Raw genomic sequence first — 22,649 nt, 5'->3', positions numbered from 1 at the left:
CAGGCCTTTTATCCGCCCGTCCGGGGCCGGACAGCGTCCGGCATCGCCGCGCGTTGCCCAACGGCCGCGCCGGGCATCGGCCTGCAACCCGCGTTTTATCATGACTGCCAGCGATCAAGCCGACCAGAGAGTCGGTTTTTTATTGTGAAAAATAAGGGGTAACTCACCATGACGCGTCGCGCTATCGGCGTAAGCGAGCGGCCACCGCTGCTGCAAACCATCCCACTCAGCTTCCAGCATCTGTTCGCCATGTTTGGCGCGACGGTGCTGGTGCCTATCCTGTTTCATATCAATCCGGCCACCGTGCTGCTGTTTAACGGCATCGGCACGCTGCTGTACCTTTTTATCTGTAAAGGGAAAATCCCGGCCTATCTGGGCTCCAGCTTTGCCTTTATTTCGCCGGTGCTGCTGCTGCTGCCGCTGGGCTACGAGGTGGCGCTGGGCGGCTTTATCCTTTGCGGCGTGCTGTTCTGCCTGGTGGCGCTAATTGTAAAAAAAGCCGGAACGGGCTGGCTGGACGTGATGTTTCCACCGGCTGCGATGGGCGCTATCGTGGCGGTCATCGGGCTGGAGCTGGCCAGCGTGGCGGCGAATATGGCCGGTTTGCTGCCGGCTAACGGCGCGGCGGTCGACGGCAAAACCATTCTGATTTCCATGGTGACGCTGGCGGTGACCGTTTTCGGCTCGGTGCTGTTCCGCGGCTTTCTGGCGATTATCCCTATCCTGATCGGCGTGCTGGTCGGCTATGCGCTTTCCTGGTTTATGGGCATCGTAAACTGGTCATCGGTTGAAGCGGCACCGTGGTTTGCGCTGCCGACCTTCTACACGCCGCGCTTCGAGTGGGCGGCAATGCTGACCATTCTGCCTGCGGCGCTGGTGGTGATCGCCGAGCATGTCGGGCATCTGGTGGTTACGGCGAACATCGTTAAAAAAGACCTGCTGAAAGATCCCGGCCTGCATCGCTCGATGTTTGCCAACGGCGTCTCGACGATTTTTTCCGGCCTGTTCGGCTCTACGCCTAACACCACCTATGGCGAAAATATTGGCGTGATGGCAATTACCCGCGTTTACAGCACCTGGGTGATTGGCGGCGCGGCTATTCTTGCCATTCTGCTTTCCTGCGTTGGCAAGCTGGCCGCCGCGATCCAGGCGGTGCCGGTGCCGGTGATGGGCGGCGTGTCGCTGCTGCTGTACGGCGTGATTGGCGCTTCCGGTATCCGCGTGCTGATTGAATCCAAAGTGGATTACAACAAGGCGCAGAACCTGATCCTGACCTCGGTGATCCTGATCATCGGCGTCAGCGGCGCCACGGTGCATATTGGCGCGGCAGAGCTGAAAGGCATGGCGCTGGCGACTATCGTCGGCATCGGGCTGAGCCTGATCTTCCGGCTGATTACGCTGATCCGCCCGGAAGAGGTCATTCTGGATCCGCAGGATCGCGAGTAAAGATCTGACGGGCAGCGGCGCTGCCCGTTTCATAATCCTTAAAGAACTGTGATAAACTGCCGCCGGATTTCGACCCATTACTGAGGTGCTTCTGAACACTCCGGCACAGCTCTCACTGCCGCTCTATTTGCCCGATGATGAAACCTTCGCCAGCTTCTGGCCGGGGGATAACCCGTCGCTGATCGCCGCGCTGCAAGGGGCGTTACAGCAGGAGCACGGCAGCTATCTCTATTTCTGGTCGCGTGAAGGCGGCGGGCGCAGCCATCTGCTCCACGCGGCCTGTGCGGAACTCTCCGCGCGTGGCGAAGCCGTGGGCTACGTGCCGCTCGACAAGCGTACCTGGTTCGTGCCTGAAGTACTAGACGGTATGGAACAGCTGGCGCTGATCTGCATCGACAACATCGAGTGCATCGCCGGCGACGAACCCTGGGAAATGGCGATTTTCGATCTCTATAACCGTATTCTGGAAACGGGCCGCACCCGTCTGCTGATCACCGGCGATCGCCCGCCGCGCCAGCTGAACCTGAAGCTGCCCGATCTCGCTTCCCGTCTGGACTGGGGACAAATCTATCGTTTGCAGCCGCTGTCGGATGACGACAAGCTTCAGGCGCTCCAGCTGCGGGCGCGGCTGCGCGGTTTTGAACTGCCAGAAGATGTCGGCCGCTTTCTGCTAAAAAGGCTGGATCGGGAAATGCGCACGCTGTTTATGACGCTGGACAAGCTGGATCGCGCCTCGATCAGCGCCCAGCGCAAGCTGACCATTCCCTTCGTGAAAGAGGCGCTGGATCTTTAAAGGATAGCCAGCACCTGCTCCGGCGGCCTGCCCAGCCGCGCCTTGCCGTTAGCCACCACGATCGGGCGCTCAATCAGCTCCGGATAAGCGACCATTGCCGCCAGCAAATCCGCTTCGCTAAGCGTGGGATCGTCCAGGTTCAGCGCCTGATAGCGCGCCTCTTTGCTGCGCATCAGCTTGCGCGCAGAGCTGAAGCCCGCCTGAAGGAGCAGTCTTTCCAGCGTGGCGACAGTCGGCGGATTTTTCAGATAGAGCACGACTTCCGGTTCAATCCCTTTACTTTGCAACAGCGCCAGCGTTTCGCGGCTTTTGGAGCAGCGTGGGTTATGGTAAATCTCAACGTTCGACATCATTCGCTTACCTTTTCTGATACTGACGGAAACGCTGCTGTAAATAGCGCAGCTGATCGATACGGGCATCGTAGCGGGCCTGCTTGAGGCTGCCCAGCGGCACGGCGGCGCTGGCGTCGCTCAGGCTGCGGATCGCCTGATCCAGCTGGCCGTTCAGCGCCAGGCTTTCCGCCCGCGCCGCCTCTTCTTCATCCGTCAGCCCCTGAGCGGACGACGCCTGCGCCAGCAGATCCCAGCCGTTGGGATCGTCTTTATGCGTCCAGGTATAGCGATAAAGGATTTTGCTGGCGCTGGCGGGCTGCTTCGCCTCGACGTAAGCGTTAGCCAGGTTGAGCTGTACCACCGGGCTGGATGCTTTGGCTTTTTCCAGCAGGGCGATAGCGCGCTGCGGCTGCTTCAGGCCGATATCAATATCGGTCATCAGATCCAGATACCAGACGTTATTCGGCTGAGCGGCCAGCAGCGGCGCGATAATGCGTCGGGCGTTGTCATAGCTTTTCGCCTGCAGGAACTGAACGGCCTTGCCGTACTGCGCGGCGGTCTGCTCGCGCGTGTTGCCTTTACTCAATGTTTCCAGCAGATCGTCACCAAGCTGGTTTTTTCCCGTCGCGTACATGCCCAGCACGCGCACTTTCGCCATATAGAAATCCTGTGACGACTGCACCACGACGGGCTTCATCTGGTTGGCGCGGTTGCGGGCATCGGCCAGGCGGCTGTCGGGCAGGGGATGGGTCAGCAAAATTTCCGGCGGCTTAGAGGCGAAGCGGGACTGGTCGGACAGCTTTTGCAGAAAGTTGGGCATCGCCTGGGGATCGAACCCCGCGCGCTGCAAGACCTGAATGCCGATACGGTCAGCCTCCTGCTCGTTCTGCTGGGTAAAGCTGATCACGCCCTGCTGCGCGCCCGCCAGCGTGCCGCTTAACGCCGCCATCCCGGCCTGCGGGTTTGCCATCGCCAGCAGAATGGAGCCAAGCGCGCCCACCCAGGTCAGCGGCGCGTTACGCTGCTGCTCTTCCATCGCGCGCGCCAGGTGACGCTGGGTAACGTGAGAAATTTCGTGTGCCAGCACCGAGGCCAGCTGGCTTTCGTTTTCGGTATAGCGGAACAGGGCGGAATGCAGCACCACGTTGCCGCCGAAAAAGGCAAAGGCGTTCAGCTCGTCATTGCTGACCAGGAAAAAGTGGAACGGCGTCTTGACCGACCAGGCGTGCGCCACCAGCCGCTGGCCCAGCTGGTTGATATAGTCATTGAGCAGGGGATCGTTGATCAGCGGCGCGCTGGCCCGCAGCTGGCGAACATAGAAATCCCCCATCGCCAGTTCCTGATGAACGGAAAGCGTATTGCCTGCGGTGGTGCCGATATCCGGCAAAGTATCGCTGATGTCGGCCCTGGCAGGCTGCGCGGCTATCGTGGGCAGCAGGATCAGCGACGCCAGCGCGCACCTTTTCAGTCGGTTAATCATGCAAAATCCTATTCTGATAACGTCCTCAATTGCCCGGCAGAAGGATTAACGGTTCTGCAGGACGGCGCTCTTCAGCGGCTATCTTAACCAGAGGTGATAAGGAAGGAAACGCCGCTAAGCATGAATAAATACCGGGCCGGACGAGCATACCTTAAAGTCAGCGAAAAAAACTGAACGTAGGCCCTGCTGGCACACAGGGGCAGGAAAGCGGATTATTAAGTAAATTCAGGTAAATTTATTCAGTAAAATTGAATATGGCACGAAAATTGTTTAGGTTTACTCCTAAAAATGGCTGTAAACCGATCCTTCTCGCCGTCTCTTGCACAGGCCTTCCTTGCGTTTATCTTTATAATCCCGCTCCAGGCTTTATCAGAATTTTTTGCTTAGCCAAAGAACCATGGCTGACTCAGCAGGAATAATAAAAAGCGTTGAGGAGGAAATGCTTTTATACGCTGGCACTTTTTTCTGATTAAAAATATATCTCGCTTTTAAATAAAACAGATAAATAAAACCGACGAGCAGTGCCGCACTTATAAAAGCAGAGTAGCGCTTATTTACAGCAAGAAATAATTTACTCAATCTTTGCGTCAGATTTACACGATAACTTCACTTCCCTCTGTTCCGTTTCCGATTCGTTACGCTTTCTGGAGAGCATACTATGCGTCCTGTTGTGTCTTACGTTTTAATCGCTGCCGTGGCCGGTTTTATTGGCGCCAGCTTCTCTTCCGCCCCGGCTATTGCAGAGAAAATCAGCCAGCACTTCGGCGTTCAGGATAACGATCCTGACGGCTTCTGGAGCACGCCGGCTATCGATGGCTACGGCAAAATTCATTATGAGGCGGATGCGGCTTATAAGCCGGCCGTGGGCGACAGCAATAAAGTCGTGTTCCAGATAACCAAAGCGGAAAATGGCCCTAAAGTCCCTAACCTTGGCCTGGAGCGCGTTGCCCGCGTGGTGAATTTATATATTGCTTCCGGGGTGCCGCAGGAGCAGCTTAAATTTGTGGTCTCGGTGACCGGCGACGGTACGCCAGCAATGTTAAATAACGCGGAATATAAAAAAGTCTTCGGCGTGGATAACCCTAATCTGAAGCTGATTAGCGAACTGCGCGCTAAAGGCGTGGACGTCTCCGTCTGCGATCAGTCAGTGGCTTTCCATCACTTTAAGCATGAGTGGATTGATACCTCCGTTACCCATGCACTTTCCAGCCCGACCACGGTCGCCACGCTGGAAAACCAGGGTTACGCTTTCCTCGCTATGTAGCCATCTTTGTCCCGCCCGTTATCGGTGCGGGACGCTACCCCCGCTGTCGCCTGAATTCGCCTTCTTATCAGTTACCTCTGCCCATCTGCAAAAAATTGAGTTAAAATCTCTAAGATTATTCCTAATGCTGACGATACTCCTTGTATGACTCCATGCTTCACCAGGGCATGACGCGTTACCAAACCAAATTAAAAAAAAGAAGCGACATCTATGAAATGTTTCCTCGGGGCTAATCTATGAGGCTTCCTCGTCTGAAGCTGGATTTGCGCACGCTGATTATGCTGCTGGCCTTCGCCAGCATTGCCATCACGTTGGCCAACTCTCTGTACGCCACCCGGCAAGTGCAGCGGGAAGTGCTGATCGAAAATACGCTGGAATCCAACCGGGTTTATGCGACCAAGCTCGCCTCTACCACGGAAATGTTTTTTCAGCTGGCGGAATCGCAGCTGGCTTTCAGTGCCAAAACGCTGGGACAGGGCGGCAATGATGACGCGCTGATGCAGCGTGAAGTCATGCGCCTGCGCGAGCAGACCAACAGTTTTAACTCGGCGGTGATTGTCGATGCCAACGGCTGGGTAAAAGCCATCTCTCCCGACTCGCTGATGCTCAAAGGCGTGCATCTGACCACGCCGGTTACCCGACAGGCGCTGAAAGAGCGTAAACCGCTGGTCAGCCAGCCTTCGCTGTCGGTCGCCAATAATTTAATGGTGTTCGTCTCCTATCCTATCTGGTCGCCCAACGGCGTCTATCTGGGTTTTGTTGGCGGCACCATCTACCTGAAGAAAAAGAGTATTCTCAACGAGCTACTGGGCGAGCAGTTCTACCGTGACGGCTCTTCTCTTTACGTGGTCGACAGCGGCAACCGCGTGCTGTATCACCAAAACGGCACGTTAATCGGGCAGAAAATCGCGCCGCTGATTAGCGACGAGATGAAACAGGATAACGGCTCTCAGCAGGTGTCGAAGCAAAACGGCGAGCCGATGCTGGCGGGCTACGCAATGGTTGCCACGCCCGGCTGGATGATTGTGGCGATGAAGCCGACGCCCACCACGCTGACGCCGCTTACCAGCATGATGCTGCAGGTGGTGCAGCGCGCCGTTCCGCTGGCGCTGTTGACGCTGGCGTTAGCCTGGCTGTTTGCCTGGCTGATCGCGCGGCCGCTGGGGCAGCTGGCGGACAACGCCAGCCAGATGGATGCGCCCGGCGCGTCTACGGAGATTGGCGCCATCCGCTCCTGGTATTACGAAGCGGCGCAGATCAAGCGGGCAATGCTCACCGGCCTCGGCCTGCTGCAGGATAAAATTGGTCGCCTGAAGTTTGAGGTGCAGACCGATCCTATGACCTCCTTGCTGAACCGTCGCGGCCTGCACGCCGTGCTGGAGTATTTTTACGCCACGCGCCAGCCTTTTGCCGTGCTGGCGCTGGATATCGATCACTTTAAACGCGTCAACGACGGCTGGGGCCACGACGTGGGCGACAGCGTGATTAAAAGCGTGGCGCAGGAGCTGAGCAAAAGCTCGCGCCAGACCGATGTGGTATGCCGCAACGGCGGCGAAGAGTTTTTGATGATCCTGCCGGGCGCGGACCGGGAAATGGCGGCGGTAATTGCCGAGCGCGTGCGTAAAAAAATTGAACAGCTGGCGCTGGCCCCGGTGGGATGCGTGACGCTGTCGATTGGCGTAGCGCTGTGGAATGCGGACGAGATGCCGCTGGAGCAGGTATTTAAACAGGCGGACGACGCCCTCTACAGCGCCAAACATGCCGGACGCAACCGCGTGGTGGTGAGCGGGCAATGGCAGGAAACGGCGCAGGAGATTTACCGTCAGTATGGCTGAGGCCTGCGCTGGAAGCCGCGCGGCCAGCCATTTTTTCAGGTAGACTCTGCGGCTTCCTTCAGTAAGCCAGGACTTTTCCATGCTGGATCTTCTACTACAGTGGTATCGCCGGCGCTTTAGCGATCCCCAGGCTATCGCGCTGCTGGCGATACTGCTTGCCGCTTTCGGCATCCTTTTCTTCTTTAACGGCCTGCTGGCGCCGCTGCTGGTGGCGCTGGTTGTTGCTTATCTGCTGGAGTGGCCGACGGTACGTCTGGAACGGCTTGGCTGCTCGCGCGCCTGGGCCACTACTATCGTACTGATTTTCTTCGCCACTATTGTGCTGGTGCTGATCCTGGTCGTGGCGCCCGTCGCCTGGCAACAGGGCATCAATTTAGCGCACGAGCTGCCTACGATGCTAACCAGCCTGTATCACTTTGCCACGCGTCTGCCGGAGCGTTTCCCGGCGCTGATAGATGTCGGGCTGGTCGATATCGTGGTGGAAAACCTGCGCGCCAGGCTGAGCGGTATCGGCGATCAGCTGCTGCGCTATTCTCTGGCTTCGCTGGTGGGCCTGATGACGCTGGCGATTTACCTGGTGCTGGTGCCTCTGATGGTGTTCTTCCTGCTTAAGGATAAAGAGCAGATGCTGGCGGCGATCGGCCGCATTTTACCGCGTAATCGCGGCCTGGCCGGACAGGTCTGGCTGGAGATGAATCAGCAGGTTTCCAACTATATTCGCGGCAAAGTGCTGGAAATGGTGGTGGTCGGCGTGGCGAGCTGGATCGGTTTTCTGGCTATCGGCATGAACTACGCGCTGCTGCTGGCGGTGCTGGTTGGCGTGTCGGTACTGATCCCTTACATAGGCGCGCTGGCCGTGACCGTGCCGGTTATTGGCGTAGGCCTGGCGCAGTGGGGGTTGGGCGGCGATTTCTGGACGATGATTATCGTTTATCTGATTATTCAGGGGCTGGACGGCAATATTCTGGTGCCGGTGCTGTTTTCCGAAGCGGTGAATCTGCATCCGCTGGTAATTATTCTGTCGGTGGTTATCTTTGGCGGCCTGTGGGGCTTCTGGGGCGTATTTTTCGCTATTCCGCTGGCCTCGCTGGTGAAAGCGGTGCTTCATGCCTGGCCTGATGAATATGGCGACGCTTATAATAAAAAAGATTGATTTAAATATCAGCAGTTGTGTAATTTACAACGTACGTGCTGGATTAGTGAGCAACTTTTACTACACGCTTTTCTTTTGAGGTCGGAGCAAACCAGATGGAGCTAAATGCTGAAGAAGTAGCCATAGCAAACCGAGCAAAAGCGGAGGCAAAAACGCTAAAAAAAGCTGTTTATTTGGACTTCTCAAAAGATATTGTAGCGAATGAAAAGCCTGTCTTGATTATGATGTCGGGAGCGCCTGGGGCGGGGAAAACAGAAGTAGTACAAGAGCTTATGTAAGAATTAAGAAACATAAACAGCATAGACCCGGATAGTTATCGCCCTTTATTTAAAGAATACAACGGTGATAATTCACATCTTTTTCAGGGGGCTTGTACTGCTCTGTTGAGTCATGTTTATGAAAATGCGGTAAAAAATAAGCTCAACATCATATTAGACACAAATCTTATTAATTTTGACGTGGCCATGAGGAATCTTCTTAAGGCATCGGGCTTTGGCTATAAAATAATGGTTTATCATGTGTCTTTAGACCCATACATAGCATGGCGATTTGTAAAAACCCGCACGCGAAAAATTTTACCTGAGACTTTTAAGCGTAATGTATTCCTTGTTCGGGAAGTATTAGTCAAGTTATTGCAACATGAATCCGCGAAAAATGTTCGACTTACGATATTGCATAAATGGGTAGATCTGGAAGAGCGTGATAAACCGATCAGGGACCTGATTTTATATAAAAAAGTTACTCAAAACGCTAACGTGACCATGCTGGACATGATAGCGCCAATGATGTACAGCAGGGAAGATTTAGAGGATTTTGTGGTATGATTAATCAGCAGCAGCAAATGAACGAAGGGGGCTAACATGGCGCAGACGATGGTTAAAGATAAAATCGATCCCTTGGATCTGTTTGCCGATCGCGTATCACCCGAGGTCGAACAGATGATGACGAAGGTGGCCGAGCGTTCCACTCGGCTTCAGCTAGATGCTATTGATCAGTATGAAAGCGCAAAAGAACTAACCTCGGAAAAGTTTTTGCAGGCAAGCATTAAAGAACTTACCGATCGCGAAAAGCACCTGGCAGAAGCCTATTCCAGTGCGTTTTACAGAAGAGCCTCTTTCGGAGCCAGGCAGCGCGCCAAAAAGTTAAATCCGAAGTTTATGAAACAGGCTGCGCTACCGGTTGAGGGGAAAATTTACACGCTGGCTTATAAAGGTGCCTCTGTACAAATTCTTGAAGATGCAGATAAGAATATTACGGTGTTCAGGGTGTCTTCCGCTCGCCTGCCAGGTTTAAAAAGAGCCGCGCGTAATCCGACTGCAGGCTTAAAAAAGTTGAGTAAATAAGCAAAGATGTAAACGACAGTTTTATTACGATAAAACCCCGCATAAGCGGGGTTTTTTGTCAGTCAGGCCTGAGCCGATTGCAAATAGTCCATCACGATATCGTGGTGGTTGCTGGTTTTGAAATCATCAAACACTTTTTCGATTTTGCCGTCGGTACCAATCAGGAAGCTGATGCGGTGGATGCCGTCATAGGTTTTGCCCATAAAGGTTTTCTCGCCCCAGATGCCGAACTGCTCGCAAACCCGATGATTTTCATCCGACAGCAGCGTGAAGTTCAGCAGCTCCTTCTCGACAAAACGCGAGAGTTTTTCCGGTTTATCGGTGCTGATGCCCAGCACTTCCACGCCCGCTTTTTTCAGCTCGTCCATGCTGTCGCGCAGACCGCACGCCTGTACGGTGCAGCCCGGCGTCATGGCTTTTGGGTAAAAATAGACCAGAACGCGCTGTCCCTGGAAGTCGGTCAGGTTTACCTGCTCGCCATCCTGGTCGGGCAAGCTAAAGACGGGTGCGGGATCGCCGGCTTTCAGTGGATTCATCACTATTCTCCGTTTTTTCATCATGCTGTGGATACTGGACGACGCTAATAGTGCCTTGTGCACTTAACTCTGTACAGAGGCTGTTAAACGCCTGCTCAATAATGGCAGCATCCTGGCTGGCAGGACTGTGCGCGGTAATTTGAATATAGAGCAAGGGCGGCTGATTTTCTGCCGCAGGTTGCGTGCGTGAGACCAGTTCAGCAATATGCATCTGATGGGAATCAAAGAGATCGGTAAAGCGTTCGATAATATGCGCGGAGTCGGTGACTTCAATCTGCACCCAGACGGTAGCGGGCATAGGCGGCCTTTCGCGAAAGGTGGTGCGCTTCATCACGATCAGCAGCTCCAGCTCGGCGCCTTTCAGCGGCAGCGTCGATTCAATCAGCGCGATAGCGTTCCAGCTTCCTGAAAGCAGCATAATAAAAGTGAATTCATCACCCAATATGGCCAGGCGGCTGTCTTCGATATTGCAATCGCAGCTGCTGACGTGGCGGGTAATGGTATTAACAATCCCCGGTCGGTCGACGCCCACGGCGGTAATAACCAGGTGATGTTGCTCTGACTGCGGCAAAATAATGCTTCCTGTACGTCTCAGTGATTAGCAATTGTGATAACTCTTAGGTAAACATAAAAAATACCCTGTGCCAAGGGGCCTGGCAGGCTTGCCCGCTTGCTTTTCGTGGGCCGTCAAACGTACCATGAAGCACTTGTTTGTGGAGGGGATGGCTAATGTTTACGGGAAGTATTGTTGCGCTCGTTACGCCGATGGACGACAAAGGGTCCGTCTGTCGCGCAAGTCTGAAAAAACTGATTGATTATCATGTTGCCAGCGGAACAGCGGCAATTGTCTCCGTAGGAACAACGGGCGAATCGGCAACATTAAGCCACGACGAGCATGGCGACGTGGTCATGCTGACGCTGGAGCTGGCCGACGGGCGCATTCCCATCATTGCCGGTACCGGCGCCAACGCCACGGCAGAAGGCATCGCGCTGACGCATCGTTTTGAAAACAGCGGCGTGGTAGGCTGCCTTACCGTCACCCCATACTACAATCGTCCAACCCAGGAAGGGTTGTACCAGCACTTTAAAGCCATCGCCGAAAGCACCGATCTTCCTCAAATGCTCTACAATGTGCCGTCGCGTACCGGTTGCGATATGCTGCCGGAAACCGTAGGCCGTCTGGCGAAGATCAAAAATATTATCGGAATCAAAGAGGCGACCGGGAACTTATCGCGGGTTAGCCAGATCCAAGAGCTGGTCGATGACGATTTCGTGCTGGTCAGCGGCGACGACCTTTCTGCCCTCGACTTTATGCAGCTGGGCGGCAGGGGCGTTATCTCCGTAACGGCCAACATCGCCGCGCGCGAAATGGCGGAGCTCTGCGCGCTTGCGCAGCAGGGCAACTTCCGGGAAGCGCGCCGCCTTAACCAGCGTCTGATGCCTCTGCATCAGAAGCTATTTATTGAGCCTAATCCTGTCCCGGTAAAATGGGCTGCTAAAAAATTAGGATTAATTGCAACCGATACGCTGCGTCTACCAATGACGCCGATGACTGATGCCGGTCGTCCGGTTGTTGAGCAGGCACTGAAAGACGCAGGCCTGCTGTAAATTTAGGGAGAAGTAATGGCTTACTCAGTACAAAAGTCGGCAATCGCAAAAGTGGTTGGCCTGTCGCTGGTGATGTTGCTGGCGGCATGTTCGAGCGATCAGCGCTACAAGCGCCAGGTCAGCGGCGACGAATCTTACCTCAAAGCTGCGGATATCAACGAGCTGCACGCGCCAGCAGGAATGATCCTGCCGCTGCAAAACGGTGATTTTGATATCCCTTCCGCCAGCGCGAAAGGCGCCGTCGGCAAGCAGCTGGATATCCGTCCACCGGCCCAGCCGCTGGCGCTGATCAACGGCGCCCGCACTCAGTTTGCCGGCAACTCCGGCGTGCTGCTGGTCGATAACGCCAGCGGCGCGCTGTGGCCGCAGGTTGTGACGGTAGTGCAGACGCGCAACTATCCGATTGCCAGCCGCACCGACGGCAGCCAGACGCTGACCACCGACTGGGTGCAGTGGAACCGCGCTGATGAAGATCATCAGTATCGCGGCCGCTACCAGATAGCCGTGCAGCAGCAGGGCTATCAGCAGGCGCTGAGCGTGAAGCTGCTGGAGCTGGAGCAGGAAGGTAAAGCCGTTACTTCACCCGTCCAGCTGCAGCGCTACACCGCGCAGATGCTGAACGAGCTGAGCGCTGGCCTGGATAAAATCGCCACGACTCGCGACGACGCGGCGGTTAAAGGCAGCACTGCGCAAATCAACGTGCAGAGCGGCGCGGACGATACCGGCCTGCCTACGCTGGTGGTGCGCGCGCCGTTTAACCTGGTCTGGGAGCGTCTGCCGACCGCGCTGGAGCGCGTGGGCATGAAGATCACCGACCGCAACCGTCCGCAGGGCAGCCTGAACGTGACCTACAGCGCCCCGTCCAGCGAGACCTGGGACAGCATTGGCGCGAAAGATCCTGAGCTGACCGACGGCAACTATAAGCTACAGGTCGGCGATCTGGATAACCGCAGCAGCCTGCAGTTCCTGGATCCAAAAGGCCATGCGCTGACCCAGTCGCAAAACGATGCGCTGGTCGCCGTGTTCCAAGCGGCATTTAACAAATAATCGAAAGGCCGACGCGCGTCGGCCTTTTTTATTTGCTGCCGCGTAATCGATTGCTTCGGTTTTTTCGCGTCCGATCATACAATGGACGCAACAGTTCATACCCGACCGGTTTCGGCCTGTTCGCAGGCGCAAAGCACCGGGCATTTCACGTTTGGAGTAAAGAGATGAAAAAGCAAGCTGAGTTGTATCGCGGCAAAGCGAAAACCGTTTACAGCACCGAAAATCCGGATCTGCTGATACTCGAATTCCGCAACGATACATCAGCCCTGGACGGTGAGCGCATCGAACAGTTTGACCGCAAAGGAATGATTAACAATAAATTTAATCACTTTATCATGAGCAAGCTGGCGGAAGCGGGCATCCCTACCCAGATGGAAGCGCTGCTGTCGGACAACGAAGCGCTGGTCAAAAAGCTGGAAATGGTGCCGGTGGAGTGTGTAGTGCGCAACCGCGCGGCAGGGTCGCTGGTGAAGCGCCTGGGCGTGGAAGAGGGCACCATCCTGAACCCGCCGCTGTTCGATCTGTTTTTAAAAGACGATGCGCGTCACGATCCCATGATCAACGAATCCTACTGTGAAACCTTTGGCTGGGTGAGCAAAGAGAACCTGGCGCGTATGCGCGAGCTGACCTACAAAGCCAACGACGTGCTGAGCCAGCTTTTCTCCGATGCCGGTCTGATCCTGGTGGACTTCAAGCTCGAGTTCGGCCTGTTCCACGGCGAAGTCACGCTGGGCGATGAGTTTTCCCCGGACGGCGCGCGCCTCTGGGACAAAGAGACGCTGAATAAAATGGATAAAGATCGCTATCGCCAGAGCCTGGGCGGTCTGATTGAAGCCTATGAAGAAGTGGCGAATCGTCTGGGCGTGAAGCTGGACTGATTTCCCCCGGCCGTGGGTGTCGCCACGGCCGCTTTTCTCTTACCTGCTCCGCTAATCTACCTCTATTCTGAAATACCTTTCCGTTCCGGCCCGGCAGCCGCCGCAAGGCTGGTGTTAGCGGCTATGCGCGACTAAAATCACTCCAACAGTTCATAATCCGAGGTAGTGTATGCGTTGGCAAGGGCGCCGTGAGAGCGATAACGTGGAAGATCGCCGTAATGAATCCGGTGGTAACTCAATGGGCGCGGGACGGATGCGTATTCCGCGCGGCAAAGGCGGCATTATTCTGCTGATCGTCGTGATGATTGCGGGCTACTACGGCTACGATTTAACGCCTTTATTGACCGGCGAGTCGACCTCGCTCTCTTCACAACAGCAGCAGCAGCGAAGCACGCCGCAGCAGGATGAGGCGGCGAAATTCACCTCGGTGATGCTGGCCACCACGGAAGACACCTGGCAAAAAATCTTCGAGAAAATGGGCAAAACCTATACGCCACCCAAGCTGGTGATGTATCGCGGTGCAACCCGTACCGGCTGCGGCACGGGACAGTCCGTGATGGGGCCGTTCTACTGCCCGACCGACAGCACCGTCTACATCGATCTGTCGTTCTATGATGAAATGAAAAACAAGCTTGGCGCCGATGGCGACTTTGCGCAGGGCTACGTGGTCGCGCACGAGGTCGGACACCACGTGCAGCATCTTCTTGGTATTGAACCTAAGGTGCGTCAGCTGCAGCAGCAGGGCGGCCAAAAGCAGGCGAACCAGCTTTCCGTGAAGCTGGAGCTACAGGCCGACTGCTTTGCCGGCGTTTGGGGCCACTACATGCAGCAGGAAAACGTGCTGGAGCCGGGCGATTTGCAGGAGGCGCTGAACGCCGCCGAAGCGATCGGGGACGATCGTCTGCAACAGAAAAGCCAGGGACGCGTAGTGCCGGACAGTTTCACCCACGGCACCTCGGAGCAGCGCTACAGCTGGTTTAAAAAAGGGTTCGACAGCGGCAATCCTGGCCAGTGTGACACTTTCAGTGGCTGATCTGCGCGACGTCATTACGCAAACGGAACAGCTACAGCGGCAGGGAATGCGCAGGCTGATGGTTATCAGCGGCGAGGCGGAGTGGTGCCAGCAGCAGGCGCAGCAGTGGCTATCGCTGCTGCCCGGCGACTGGCTGTGGCTTGGCGATGCGCCGCAAAGCCCGCTGCATTGCGCGCCCGAAGCGGTGCGGACGCTGCTGGGGCAGGAGTTTCTGCACGCCGTGTTTGACGCGCGTCACGGCTTCAACGCCGAGGCGCTGGCGGTGCTGGCGGGCACGCTGAAAGCGGGAAGCTGGCTGCTGATGCTGGTGCCGGAATGGGCCGGCTGGCCAACGCAACCCGATAAAGATTCGCTGCGCTGGGGAGATACCGCTACGCCGCTCGCCACGCCTAATTTTGTCTCCCGTCTGCAAAAGCTGCTGCTGGCCGATCCACAGGCCGCGCGGTTTTGCCAGCATCAGGCGCCCGTTTTGCCTGCGCCGCCGTTCGCGCCAGACTGGCAGCCCGATGACGACGGTCAGCAGCAGGCTCTGTTGGAGCAATTGCTGATGGCGAAACCGGGTATCTACGTGGTCACCGCGCCGCGAGGACGAGGCAAATCCGCGCTTGCCGGGTTGCTTGCCGCCCGCTGGCCCGGCCGTGCGCTTATCTCCGCCCCCGCGAAAGCCGCCACCGACGTGCTGGCAACCTACGCGGGCGACGCTTTTGATTTTATCGCGCCGGACAGGCTGCTGGCGCTCGGCCCGGAGGCGCGTCCCCAGGATGTTGACTGGCTGCTGATTGACGAAGCGGCTGCGATCCCCGCGCCGATGCTGGCGCAGCTGGTCAGGCTTTTTCCGCGCACGCTGTTAACCACCACCTTGCAGGGTTATGAAGGGACGGGGCGCGGCTTTATGCTGAAATTCTGCGACAGCCTGCCCAACGCTACGCTGTGCCGACTTGACCAGCCTTTGCGCTGGTCGGCGCACGATCCGCTTGAGCAGTTTATCGATCGCGCCCTGCTGTTCAGCGAAGCGGAGCCTGAAATTGTCAGCGCGCCGGTGCGCTTTTGTTTTCCGCAGCAGGCGGAATGGCAGGAAAACCCGGCGGTGCTGGAGGCGATTTATCAGCTGCTCGCCAGCGCGCACTACCGCACTTCGCCGATCGATCTTCGGCGCATGATGGACGCGCCGGGCATGCGCTTCAGCGCCGCGCTGCAGGCGGACAAAGTTCAGGGCGCGCTCTGGCTGGTGGAGGAAGGCGGATTAACGGCGGAGCTGGCGCAGGCCGTGTGGGCGGGACTGCGTCGTCCGCCAGGCAACCTGGTGGCGCAGTCGCTGGCGGCCCACGGCGGCTGGCCGGAAGCGGCGCAGATGCGCTCACGCCGTATCAGCCGCATCGCCATCATGCCCGCGCTGCGGCGGCAGGGTGTCGGCAGGGAGATGGTGCGGCACAGCGTCAGTCAGGCGGAAGGGCTGGACTTTTTCTCGGTGAGTTTTGGCTATACGCCTTCGCTATGGCGTTTCTGGCAGGCCTGCGGGTTCCGGCTGGCGCGGGTGGGCACGCGAACGGAAGCGAGCAGCGGCTGCCACACCGCGATGGCGATTCTGCCGCTGAGCGAACGGGGAAGGGCGCTGGCCGACAGGGCGGAGCGTCGGCTGGCGCGCGACTGGCGCTGGCTGCGTCCTTTTCTTCATGACGTCGATCTGACTTTCCCGAACGTTGAGGTCACTGGCCTGGATGAGGACGACTGGCGCGAGCTGGCGGGCTTTGCCTGGGCGCAGCGCTCGTTCGAGGCCGCTATCGGCACGCTGGGCAGACTGCTGGAAAACATCCCGCAGCCGCTGCCGTTATTACAGGGCGCGCTGACGGAAGGGCTGACTCAGGCGGAACTGGTCAAGCTGTCGGGGCTGTCGGGGCGTAAGGCGTTGCTGAACGGCTGGCGGCAGGAGGCGGAACGGGCGCTGACAGCGCTGGATAATGAGCGGGCAGAAACATGGCGGCTAAAGATAATGAAGACAGGGCAGTCGGACATAAATTAAAACAGGGGCCGTCGCCCCTGTCGTTTACTTCTTCTTCGGCCAGTCGTCTTCATCGTCCCATTTATCGTTAAAATCGCGATGCGGCGGCAAATCCGGGCGGTTATCCATATATTTTTTATGGTCGATACGCTTCAGGTCTTTATACACATTCATCAGAATGCCCACCATCAGCACAATCCCCAGCAACCACCAGTACTCTTTCAGCCATTCCATATTTGATCCTTACGCTATCAATTGTTCCATAATGCGCTGATACATCCGACTCAGCAGCTGGAGGTCGGCAGCCTTAACGCACTCATTTATTTTGTGAATGGTGGCGTTGACCGGCCCTAACTCCACAACCTGCGCGCCCATACGGGCAATAAAGCGGCCGTCGGACGTGCCGCCGGTCGTCAGCAGCTGCGGCTTGATCTCATTATAGTGCTCAACGGCGTTTACCACCGCCTCGACCAGCTTGCCGGTAGAGGTTAAAAAAGGCTGGCCGGAAACCACCCAGTCAAGCGTATAGCGCAGCTGATGCCGATCCAGCAGCGCCTGTACGCGCTCTTTGATCAGCGCGTCGGTCAGCTCGGTGCTGAAACGGAAATTAAACTGCACGAAAAACTCGCCGGGGATCACGTTGTTGCTGCCGGTTCCGGCCTGGACATTGGCAATCTGCATGCTGGTCGGCGGGAAAAACTCGTTGCCCCGATCCCATTCTGTCGCCGTCAGCTCGTTCAGCGCAGGCAGCGCGCGATGTACCGGATTATCAGCGAGGTGCGGATAAGCGACGTGGCCCTGTACGCCATGAATGGTCAGGTTGGCGGTCATCGAACCGCGACGGCCGTTTTTCACCACGTCGCCCACGATTTCCGTGCTGGAAGGCTCGCCGACCAGGCAGTAGTCCAGGCGCTCGTTGCGCGCCATCAGCGTCTCGACAACTTTGACCGTGCCGTTTACGGCGCTGGCTTCTTCATCGGAGGTAATCAGAAAGGCCAGGCGGCCCTTGTGGTGCGGATGGGCGGCGACAAAACGCTCGGCGGCGACAACCATGGCGGCCAGCGAGCCTTTCATATCCGCCGCGCCGCGTCCAAACAGCATGCCGTCGCGGATGGCGGGTTCAAACGGCGGGTTGATCCAGCGGTTGGCATCACCTGCGGGCACCACGTCGGTATGCCCGGCAAAGGCCAGCGTTTCGCCTTCGCCGCGCCATGCCCAGAAATTTTGCGTATCGCCAATATTCATTAATTCAACGGTAAAGCCCAGCGCCTTAAGGCGCTCGATCATCACAGCCTGGCAACCGGCATCATCCGGGCTGAGGGAAGGGCGACGAATAAGCTGCTGCGTCAGCTCAATGACCGGACAATACATAATCAGGACTTCTCCACGATAAAAGATGCGTAAGCGGTTTCGTTAAAACCCAGCAGCATAGAGCCGTCGGCCCGGCAGAGCAATGGGCGTTTAATCATCGCCGGCTGTGCCAGCATAAGCTGCTGCGCGGCCGCCGCGTTGTCTACCGCGCTGCGCGTCGCTTCATCCAGTTTGCGCCAGGTGGTTCCACGCGTGTTCAGCAGCGCCTCCCAGCCCAGCGTATCGCTGAAGCGCTGGAGCAAATCCGCCTCCAGCCCGTCGGCGCGATAGTCGTGAAACTGGTAAGCTACACCGTTAGCATCCAGGTACTTTCGTGCCTTTTTGATGGTGTCGCAGTTTTTAATGCCGTACATCGTCAGCATGGCGGGTTCCCTTCTATTTTCTGTGGGCTTCATCTATATTCGATACTGCTCAGGCGCTGAGTTTACAATGGATACGCCTGCGAGGCACGGAAGACGGCATAAACCCAGGAACAGAGGAGAGGGAGGGATAGTATGAACTATATGGAAGCGTCTTCCGCCCATACGGTTGAAGAGACGAAATCGACAATTGTGATCGCCAGAAAAAAAGAGACCCGCTGCGATGAGTTTAATCACATCGTTGAAGCGGTACTGGCCGAGCATCCCGATGCCAAAACCCATATAGACAGCGAGAGCGGCGGCTACGACAAAATTATTGTGCTGAAGTAGTAAATGCGCGAGGGGGCTTCAGGCCCCCTCAAAAATTTCCCGTGCTTCAAACCTTGTACTTCGTGCCTGATGTCTCATCCCGCGTACTTTGTGCCTGATGTCTCTTACTACGTACTTCAAACCTTGTACTTCGTGCCTGATGTCTCTTACCGCGCGCTTCGTATCTGAAGCCCTGTTGTGTCTTGCCAAATGTCTTTTGCTGACACACCAGCTTAATCAAGCGGTTAGCCGATCGTCCGATCCCTGATGATAAGCAGGCTATTAATTACCTTAAAAATCAACCGATAAGAAATGTGCGCGGCCGCACGTTTTAAGATAATTCTTAATTTTATACCCCTGTTCATGGCCGAAAGTTGTTCACTTCGCCTTAGGAATAATCCTATAATGACCGCAACACAACGAGAGAGGTGATGTATGATTGATTTAGAACTGGGGAACTGGAAAGACTTTATCGAAACGATGTTGACTCGTAAGTAACACATTCATAAAGAAAAATCCGGCAGCACGCCGGCAAGCTTTACCTTCAGTAACCGAATTTAAAAAAGGCAGCCTTCAGGCTGCCTTTGCTCTTTTATGCGATCGGCCTCTCTTTTAACGGAAAGCGTCGGCGCACCAGCACAAAGAAAATCGGCACAAAGAACAGCGCCAGTACGGTGGCGGCGATCATCCCGCCCATCACGCCCGTGCCTACCGCGTGCTGGCTGCTGGAGCCTGCGCCGTTGCCGACAGTCATCGGCAGCACGCCAAAAATAAAGGCCAGCGACGTCATCAGAATAGGGCGCAGGCGTTGACGCGAGGCTTCCAGCGTCGCCTCCAGCAAATCGCGTCCTTTACTGTTCATCTCGTTAGCAAACTCTACGATAAGAATGGCGTTTTTCGCCGACAGCCCGATCACCGTCAGCAGCCCTACCTGGAAATAGACGTCGTTTTCCAGCCCGCGCAGCCAGGTCGCCGCCAGCGCGCCCACCACGCCCAGCGGGACGACCAGCATCACGGAGAAAGGCACCGACCAGCTTTCATAAAGCGCCGCCAGGCAGAGAAAAACCACCAGCAGAGAAATGGCATAGAGCGCGGGCGCCTGCGAGCCGCTCATCCGCTCCTGAAACGACGCGCCGGTCCACTGCACGCCAAAACCGGTCGGCAGCTTGCTGACCAGCTGCTCTATGCTGTCCATCGCGGTGCCGGTGCTGACGCCCTGAGCGGATTCGCCAACGATCTCTACCGATGAATAGCCGTTATAGCGCTCCAGACGCGGCGAGCCGGTTTCCCAGCGGGTGCTGGCGAAAGCGGAAAAGGGCACCATGCCGCCGCTGCTGTTGCGCACGTACCATTTATTGATATCGTCCGGCAGCATGCGGAAAGGCGCGGCCGCCTGCACGTAGACTTTTTTTACGCGTCCGCGATCGAGAAAGTCATTTACATAGGTCGAGCCCCAGCCGGTGGTGAGCGTGTCGTTGATATCGTCCACCGACACGCCCAGCGCCTGCGCCTTGTGCTGATCGATATCGATCCGCAGCTGCGGCGTATCGTCCAGGCCGTTATGACGCACGCGAGCCAGTGACGGATCGCTCTCCGCCATCGCCAGCAGCCGATCGCGCGCCTGCATCAGCGCGTCGTGGCCCAGACCGGCATGATCCTGCAATTCCATATCGAAGCCGGCCGAGTTGCCCATGCCGGTGATTGCGGGCGGGCTGCTGGCGATCACGCGGCCCTCGCGGATTGATTTAAAGGCCACGGTTGCGCGTTCAATAATGGCAAACGAGCTGTTGTCCTTGCCCGGCCGATCCCGCCAGTCTTTCAGCCGGACAAACATGCGCGCCACGTTCTGTCCGTTGCCGCCTGGCCCGGCGCCGATAGTTGAAAACACCGACAGCACGTTATCCTTTTCCCGGGTCAGGTAATATTGTTCAACTTTATTCACCACTTTATTCGTCTGTTGCAGCGTGGAGCCTGGCGGTAGCTGCACCTGAGTGGTAAAGACGCCGCGATCTTCCAGCGGCAGAAAAGAGGTCGGCAGATGCAGGAACAGCAGCGCCATGCCGGCGATAAGCAGCACATAAAGCAGCAGCCAGCGTCCCGCTTTCGCTACGATGCGCCCTACGCCGCGCTTATAGCGGTCTGCGTTACGGTTAAATGTGCGGTTAAACCAGCCGAAGAATCCTCGCCGTTCATGATGCGCGCCCGGCGGCAGCGGTTTTAACAGCGTGGCGCAAAGGGCGGGCGTCAGCACCATCGCCACCAGCACGGAAAGCACCATAGCGGAAACGATAGTGATGGAAAACTGCCGGTAAATGGCGCCGGTGGTGCCGCCAAAAAAGGCCATCGGCACGAAAACGGCGGAGAGCACCAGCGCTATCCCCACCAGCGCGCCCTGAATTTGCCCCATCGACTTTCGCGTGGCCTCGCGCGGCGAGAGGCCTTCCTCACTCATTATGCGTTCAACGTTTTCCACCACCACAATCGCGTCGTCCACCAGCAGGCCGATCGCCAACACCATCGCAAACATCGTCAGCGTGTTGATACTGAATCCGCAGGCGGAAAGAATGGCAAAAGTCCCAAGCAGTACCACCGGCACGGCGATGGTGGGAATAAGCGTGGCGCGAAAATTCTGCAAAAACAGGTACATCACCACGAACACCAGTACGATGGCCTCCAGCAGCGTTTTCACTACGTCCTCGATAGAGGCGACCACGAAAGGCGTGGTTTCATAAGCGATTTCCGCCTTAAGGCCGGGCGGGAAATAGTGGGAAAGTTCTTCAATGCGCGCTCTGACCAGCTTGTCCGTTTGCAGCTCGTTCGCGCCCGAAGCCAGCTTTACGCCCAGACCCGAAGCGGCCTGGCCGTTGTACTGGCTCAGATAGTCATATTTTTCCGCGCCCAATGCCACCTGCGCCACGTCGCCCAGCCGCACCTCCGAACCATCCTGATTAACGCGCAGCGTAATCTGACGAAATTGCTCGGGCGTGGTCAGTAACGACTGAGAGTTAATAGTAGCGTTGAGCGCCTGGCGTTCTACGGAAGGCAGGCCGCCCAGCTGGCCCACGGCAACCTGGCTGTTTTGCGATTCGATGGCGCTGACGATATCGGAGGTGGTCAGCGCATAGTTGATCAATTTGTCAGGATCGAGCCAGATGCGCATGGCGTATTGCGAGCCGTAGGCGTCTACCTGGCCCACGCCGTCGATGCGGCTCAGCGGATCCTGCACGTTGCTGGCGACGTAATCCGCAATGTCTTGTTTGTCCATGCTGCCGTCGGTAGAGACGAAGGCCACCATCAGAATATTGGTGTCACCGGTTTTGGTTACCGTCACCCCCTGAGACTGCACGGCCTGAGGCAGCTTGCGCAGCGCGGTTTGCAGCTGGTTTTGCACCTGCTGGCGCGCCTCGTCGGGATTGGTGCCCGCAACAAAAGTCAGCGTAATCGTCGCCTGGCCGGTATTGCTGCTTTGCGAAGACATGTACATCAGGTTATCGATGCCGGTCATATTCTGCTCGATCACCTGAGTAACCGTATTTTCCAGCGTCTGCGCGGAAGCGCCGGGATAGTTAGCGGTAATACGGACGTTAGGCGGCGCCAGCGCCGGATATTGCTCTACGGGCAGCGAAAAAATAGCCAGAGTACCGGTCAGACACAGCAAAATTGCTATCACCCACGCAAATATGGGGCGATCGATAAAAAAATTCGCCATCAGCGGCTCCAGGCTAGCGTCGGGAAAGGTTACGACCGGGCGACGCCGTGCAGAATGCATCGCTGCCCGTAACAAAGCGTTTAAGCAGAGCGTTTCACTTTACCCGGCGTCCCTGGCGGAATCGTGGAGAAAATGAGGATAAAATGTAAATTAT

The 22,649-nt window shown here is 56.7% G+C and carries 21 protein-coding genes and 1 pseudogene; 14 read left to right on the top strand and 8 right to left on the bottom strand.

Annotated elements, in window-relative coordinates:
- Positions 1-168 precede the first annotated feature (168 nt).
- Positions 169-1,446: a uracil permease gene (uraA, locus tag ACMGEE_RS15760; protein ID WP_301252008.1), complete on the top strand. Its 1,278-nt coding sequence runs from the start codon at positions 169-171 to the stop codon at positions 1,444-1,446.
- An 85-nt stretch (positions 1,447-1,531) separates the two neighbouring features.
- Positions 1,532-2,239 carry a DnaA inactivator Hda gene (gene hda, locus ACMGEE_RS15755; RefSeq protein WP_125289556.1) on the top strand — a complete coding sequence of 236 codons (708 nt, stop codon included), beginning with the start codon at positions 1,532-1,534 and terminating at the stop codon, positions 2,237-2,239.
- Here the strand turns inward: hda and arsC are convergent.
- Both arsC and bepA read right to left on the bottom strand, forming a co-directional pair.
- Positions 2,236-2,589 carry an arsenate reductase (glutaredoxin) gene (arsC, locus tag ACMGEE_RS15750; RefSeq protein ID WP_253461249.1) on the bottom strand — a complete coding sequence of 118 codons (354 nt, stop codon included), beginning with the start codon at positions 2,587-2,589 and terminating at the stop codon, positions 2,236-2,238. The genes hda and arsC overlap by 4 nt on opposite strands.
- 7 nt (positions 2,590-2,596) lie before the next feature.
- The gene (gene bepA / locus ACMGEE_RS15745; RefSeq protein WP_436830326.1) at positions 2,597-4,051 is read right to left on the bottom strand and encodes a beta-barrel assembly-enhancing protease; all 1,455 of its coding nucleotides are present in this window, start codon (positions 4,049-4,051) and stop codon (positions 2,597-2,599) included.
- Between the two features lie 658 nt (positions 4,052-4,709).
- Here bepA and ACMGEE_RS15740 point away from each other — a divergent pair.
- From ACMGEE_RS15740 to ACMGEE_RS15720, 5 genes and pseudogenes are all read left to right on the top strand, one after another.
- Complete coding sequence (locus ACMGEE_RS15740) at positions 4,710-5,315, top strand: DsrE family protein (RefSeq protein ID WP_253459402.1); 606 nt, start codon at positions 4,710-4,712, stop codon at positions 5,313-5,315.
- A gap of 236 nt (positions 5,316-5,551) precedes the next feature.
- Complete coding sequence (locus ACMGEE_RS15735) at positions 5,552-7,150, top strand: sensor domain-containing diguanylate cyclase (protein WP_253459405.1); 1,599 nt, start codon at positions 5,552-5,554, stop codon at positions 7,148-7,150.
- 79 nt (positions 7,151-7,229) lie between these two features.
- Positions 7,230-8,303 (top strand): AI-2E family transporter, encoded by a 1,074-nt coding sequence (locus ACMGEE_RS15730; protein ID WP_369895792.1) that lies wholly within the window; start codon positions 7,230-7,232, stop codon positions 8,301-8,303.
- 95 nt (positions 8,304-8,398) lie between these two features.
- Positions 8,399-9,127: pseudogene (locus ACMGEE_RS15725) on the top strand (zeta toxin family protein).
- 36 nt (positions 9,128-9,163) lie between these two features.
- Entirely contained in the window at positions 9,164-9,646 is a 483-nt protein-coding gene (locus ACMGEE_RS15720) for a hypothetical protein (RefSeq protein WP_436830325.1), read from the top strand.
- A 62-nt stretch (positions 9,647-9,708) separates the two neighbouring features.
- On the opposite strand, the gene bcp is transcribed toward ACMGEE_RS15720, so the two are convergent.
- Together bcp and ACMGEE_RS15710 are read right to left on the bottom strand one after the other, a co-directional pair.
- Entirely contained in the window at positions 9,709-10,182 is a 474-nt protein-coding gene (bcp, locus tag ACMGEE_RS15715; RefSeq protein WP_369895789.1) for a thioredoxin-dependent thiol peroxidase, read from the bottom strand.
- Complete coding sequence (locus ACMGEE_RS15710; RefSeq protein WP_125289565.1) at positions 10,142-10,753, bottom strand: glycine cleavage system transcriptional repressor; 612 nt, start codon at positions 10,751-10,753, stop codon at positions 10,142-10,144. The genes bcp and ACMGEE_RS15710 overlap by 41 nt, the downstream gene beginning before the upstream one ends.
- A 158-nt stretch (positions 10,754-10,911) precedes the next feature.
- Here ACMGEE_RS15710 and dapA point away from each other — a divergent pair, with 158 nt between their 5' ends.
- The 5 genes from dapA (at position 10,912) to ACMGEE_RS15685 (ending at position 16,768) form a co-directional block, all read left to right on the top strand.
- A complete protein-coding gene (gene dapA / locus ACMGEE_RS15705) occupies positions 10,912-11,790 on the top strand; it encodes a 4-hydroxy-tetrahydrodipicolinate synthase (RefSeq protein WP_125289566.1) in 879 nt (292 codons plus the stop codon).
- A 15-nt stretch (positions 11,791-11,805) separates the two neighbouring features.
- Entirely contained in the window at positions 11,806-12,837 is a 1,032-nt protein-coding gene (gene bamC / locus ACMGEE_RS15700) for an outer membrane protein assembly factor BamC (protein WP_301730789.1), read from the top strand.
- 164 nt (positions 12,838-13,001) lie between these two features.
- On the top strand, positions 13,002-13,715 hold the full coding sequence (purC, locus tag ACMGEE_RS15695; protein WP_253459418.1) for a phosphoribosylaminoimidazolesuccinocarboxamide synthase: 714 nt from the start codon (positions 13,002-13,004) through the stop codon (positions 13,713-13,715).
- A 169-nt stretch (positions 13,716-13,884) separates the two neighbouring features.
- Positions 13,885-14,748 carry a KPN_02809 family neutral zinc metallopeptidase gene (ypfJ, locus tag ACMGEE_RS15690; RefSeq protein WP_253459420.1) on the top strand — a complete coding sequence of 288 codons (864 nt, stop codon included), beginning with the start codon at positions 13,885-13,887 and terminating at the stop codon, positions 14,746-14,748.
- A 1-nt stretch (position 14,749) separates the two neighbouring features.
- Entirely contained in the window at positions 14,750-16,768 is a 2,019-nt protein-coding gene (locus ACMGEE_RS15685) for a tRNA(Met) cytidine acetyltransferase TmcA (RefSeq protein WP_436830358.1), read from the top strand.
- A 24-nt stretch (positions 16,769-16,792) separates the two neighbouring features.
- On the opposite strand, the gene ACMGEE_RS15680 is transcribed toward ACMGEE_RS15685, so the two are convergent.
- The 3 genes from ACMGEE_RS15680 to ACMGEE_RS15670 are packed head-to-tail and all read right to left on the bottom strand — an operon-like array spanning position 16,793 to position 18,480.
- Positions 16,793-16,981 carry a YpfN family protein gene (locus ACMGEE_RS15680; protein WP_253459424.1) on the bottom strand — a complete coding sequence of 63 codons (189 nt, stop codon included), beginning with the start codon at positions 16,979-16,981 and terminating at the stop codon, positions 16,793-16,795.
- Between the two features lie 9 nt (positions 16,982-16,990).
- Positions 16,991-18,118: a succinyl-diaminopimelate desuccinylase gene (dapE, locus tag ACMGEE_RS15675; protein WP_253459426.1), complete on the bottom strand. Its 1,128-nt coding sequence runs from the start codon at positions 18,116-18,118 to the stop codon at positions 16,991-16,993.
- Positions 18,119-18,120: 2 nt separating this feature from the next.
- The gene (locus ACMGEE_RS15670; RefSeq protein WP_253459427.1) at positions 18,121-18,480 is read right to left on the bottom strand and encodes an ArsC family reductase; all 360 of its coding nucleotides are present in this window, start codon (positions 18,478-18,480) and stop codon (positions 18,121-18,123) included.
- 132 nt (positions 18,481-18,612) lie between these two features.
- On the opposite strand from ACMGEE_RS15670, the gene ACMGEE_RS15665 reads away from it, so the two are divergent.
- Both ACMGEE_RS15665 and ypfM read left to right on the top strand, forming a co-directional pair.
- Positions 18,613-18,807, top strand: a complete 195-nt coding sequence (locus ACMGEE_RS15665; RefSeq protein WP_125289573.1) for a hypothetical protein — start codon at positions 18,613-18,615, stop codon at positions 18,805-18,807.
- 414 nt (positions 18,808-19,221) lie between these two features.
- Entirely contained in the window at positions 19,222-19,284 is a 63-nt protein-coding gene (ypfM, locus tag ACMGEE_RS15660; RefSeq protein WP_148101251.1) for a protein YpfM, read from the top strand.
- Between the two features lie 94 nt (positions 19,285-19,378).
- Here the strand turns inward: ypfM and acrD are convergent, their stop codons facing one another.
- Positions 19,379-22,495, bottom strand: a complete 3,117-nt coding sequence (gene acrD, locus ACMGEE_RS15655; protein WP_436830324.1) for a multidrug efflux RND transporter permease AcrD — start codon at positions 22,493-22,495, stop codon at positions 19,379-19,381.
- Between the last annotated feature and the right edge of the window lie 154 nt (positions 22,496-22,649).

Source organism: Erwinia artemisiae (assembly GCF_051400835.1).
Lineage (GTDB): Bacteria > Pseudomonadota > Gammaproteobacteria > Enterobacterales > Enterobacteriaceae > Erwinia > Erwinia aeris.
Note: the sequence above shows the minus strand (reverse complement) of the source record. Positions and strands in the feature narration are given on the sequence as shown.